Raw genomic sequence first — 2998 nt, 5'->3', positions numbered from 1 at the left:
ACATTCAAAACTAGATAGTAAGCAGATTTTACGGCTAAAACCGATTTAAAATTTGATTAAGTCTTCGATCGATTAGTATTCGTCAGCTACACACATTACTGCGCTTACACCCCGAACCTATTAACCTCATCATCTTTGAGGGATCTTATAACCGAAGTTGGGAAATCTCATCTTGAGGGGGGCTTCATGCTTAGATGCTTTCAGCACTTATCCCGTCCATACATAGCTACCCAGCTATGCCGCTGGCGCGACAACTGGTACACCAGAGGTATGTCCATCCCGGTCCTCTCGTACTAAGGACAGCTCCTCTCAAATTTCCTACGCCCACGACGGATAGGGACCGAACTGTCTCACGACGTTCTGAACCCAGCTCGCGTACCGCTTTAATGGGCGAACAGCCCAACCCTTGGGACCGACTACAGCCCCAGGATGCGATGAGCCGACATCGAGGTGCCAAACCTCCCCGTCGATGTGAACTCTTGGGGGAGATAAGCCTGTTATCCCCGGGGTAGCTTTTATCCGTTGAGCGATGGCCCTTCCATGCGGAACCACCGGATCACTAAGTCCGTCTTTCGACCCTGCTCGACTTGTAGGTCTCGCAGTCAAGCTCCCTTGTGCCTTTACACTCTGCGAATGATTTCCAACCATTCTGAGGGAACCTTTGAGCGCCTCCGTTACTCTTTAGGAGGCGACCGCCCCAGTCAAACTGCCCGCCTGACACTGTCTCCCACCATGATCAAATGGTGCGGGTTAGAAAGTCAACACAGCCAGGGTAGTATCCCACCAGCGCCTCCACGTAAGCTAGCGCTCACGTTTCAAAGGCTCCTACCTATCCTGTACAAGCTGTGCCAAATTTCAATATCAGGCTACAGTAAAGCTCCACGGGGTCTTTCCGTCCTGTCGCGGGTAACCTGCATCTTCACAGGTACTATGATTTCACCGAGTCTCTCGTTGAGACAGTGCCCAAATCGTTACGCCTTTCGTGCGGGTCGGAACTTACCCGACAAGGAATTTCGCTACCTTAGGACCGTTATAGTTACGGCCGCCGTTTACTGGGGCTTCGATTCGTAGCTTCGCAGAAGCTAACCACTCCTCTTAACCTTCCAGCACCGGGCAGGCGTCAGCCCCTATACATCACCTTACGGTTTAGCAGAGACCTGTGTTTTTGATAAACAGTCGCTTGGGCCTATTCACTGCGGCTCTTCAAGGCTTGCACCCTAAAAAGCACCCCTTCTCCCGAAGTTACGGGGTCATTTTGCCGAGTTCCTTAACGAGAGTTCGCTCGCTCACCTTAGAATTCTCATCTTGACTACCTGTGTCGGTTTGCGGTACGGGCACCTATTTTCTAACTAGAGGCTTTTCTTGGCAGTGTGAAATCAACGACTCGTCGGATACATGATCCAACTCCCCATCACAACTCAACCTTACGAGTGCCGGATTTGCCTAACACTCAGTCTTATTGCTTGGACGTGCACTCCAACAGCACGCTTCGCCTATCCTACTGCGTCCCCCCATCGTTCAAACAATCATAGGTGGTACAGGAATATCTACCTGTTATCCATCGCCTACGCCTATCGGCCTCGGCTTAGGTCCCGACTAACCCAGAGCGGACGAGCCTTCCTCTGGAAACCTTAGTCAATCGGTGGATGGGATTCTCACCCATCTTTCGCTACTCACACCGGCATTCTCACTTCTAAACATTCCACATGTCCTTACGATCATGCTTCAACACGTTTAGAACGCTCTCCTACCATTATCCTTACGGATAATCCACAGCTTCGGTAATATGTTTAGCCCCGGTACATTTTCGGCGCAGTGTCACTCGACTAGTGAGCTATTACGCACTCTTTAAATGATGGCTGCTTCTAAGCCAACATCCTAGTTGTCTGGGCAACGCCACATCCTTTTCCACTTAACATATATTTTGGGACCTTAGCTGGTGGTCTGGGCTGTTTCCCTTTCGACTACGGACCTTATCACCCATAGTCTGACTCCCAAGTTAAATTATTTGGCATTCGGAGTTTGTCTGAATTCGGTAACCCGAGAGGGGCCCCTCGTCCAAACAGTGCTCTACCTCCAATAATCATCACTTGAGGCTAGCCCTAAAGCTATTTCGGAGAGAACCAGCTATCTCCAAGTTCGATTGGAATTTCTCCGCTACCCACACCTCATCCGCTCACTTTTCAACGTAAGTCGGTTCGGTCCTCCATTCAGTGTTACCTGAACTTCAACCTGGACATGGGTAGATCACTTGGTTTCGGGTCTACGACCAGATACTCATTCGCCCTATTCAGACTCGCTTTCGCTACGGCTCCACATTTACTGCTTAACCTTGCATCAAATCGTAACTCGCCGGTTCATTCTACAAAAGGCACGCCATCACCCATTAACGGGCTCTGACTATTTGTAAGCACACGGTTTCAGGTTCTATTTCACTCCCCTTCCGGGGTGCTTTTCACCTTTCCCTCACGGTACTGGTTCACTATCGGTCACTAGAGAGTATTTAGCCTTGGGAGATGGTCCTCCCAGATTCCGACGGAATTTCACGTGTTCCGCCGTACTCAGGATCCACTCAGGAGAGAAATGACTTTCGACTACAGGACCTTTACCTTCTATGGTTGGCTTTTCCAAAACCATTCGTCTAATCATTTCCTTTGTAACTCCGTATTGAGTGTCCTACAACCCCAATAGGCAAGCCTATTGGTTTGGGCTCTTCCCGTTTCGCTCGCCGCTACTCAGGGAATCGAGTTTTCTTTCTCTTCCTCCGGGTACTAAGATGTTTCAGTTCTCCGGGTGTGCCTTCTCACATACTATGTATTCATATGCGGATAACATGACATAACTCATGCTGGGTTTCCCCATTCGGAAATCTCTGGATCAAAGCGTACTTACAGCTCCCCAAAGCATATCGTCGTTAGTAACGTCCTTCTTCGGCTTCTAGTGCCAAGGCATCCACCGTGCGCCCTTAATAACTTAATCTATATTTCCTTATACATAA

At 49.4% G+C, this 2998-nt stretch carries 1 rRNA gene; it reads right to left on the bottom strand.

Annotation, left to right across the window (positions count from 1 at the left end):
* Nucleotides 1-52: 52 nt before the first annotated feature.
* A 23S ribosomal RNA gene (locus LQ694_RS15325) occupies nt 53-2979 on the bottom strand.
* Nucleotides 2980-2998 lie beyond the last annotated feature (19 nt).

This window comes from Mammaliicoccus sp. P-M58, assembly GCF_022386165.1.
GTDB classification, from domain to species: Bacteria; Bacillota; Bacilli; order Staphylococcales; family Staphylococcaceae; genus Mammaliicoccus; species Mammaliicoccus sciuri.
Note: the sequence above shows the minus strand (reverse complement) of the source record. Positions and strands in the feature narration are given on the sequence as shown.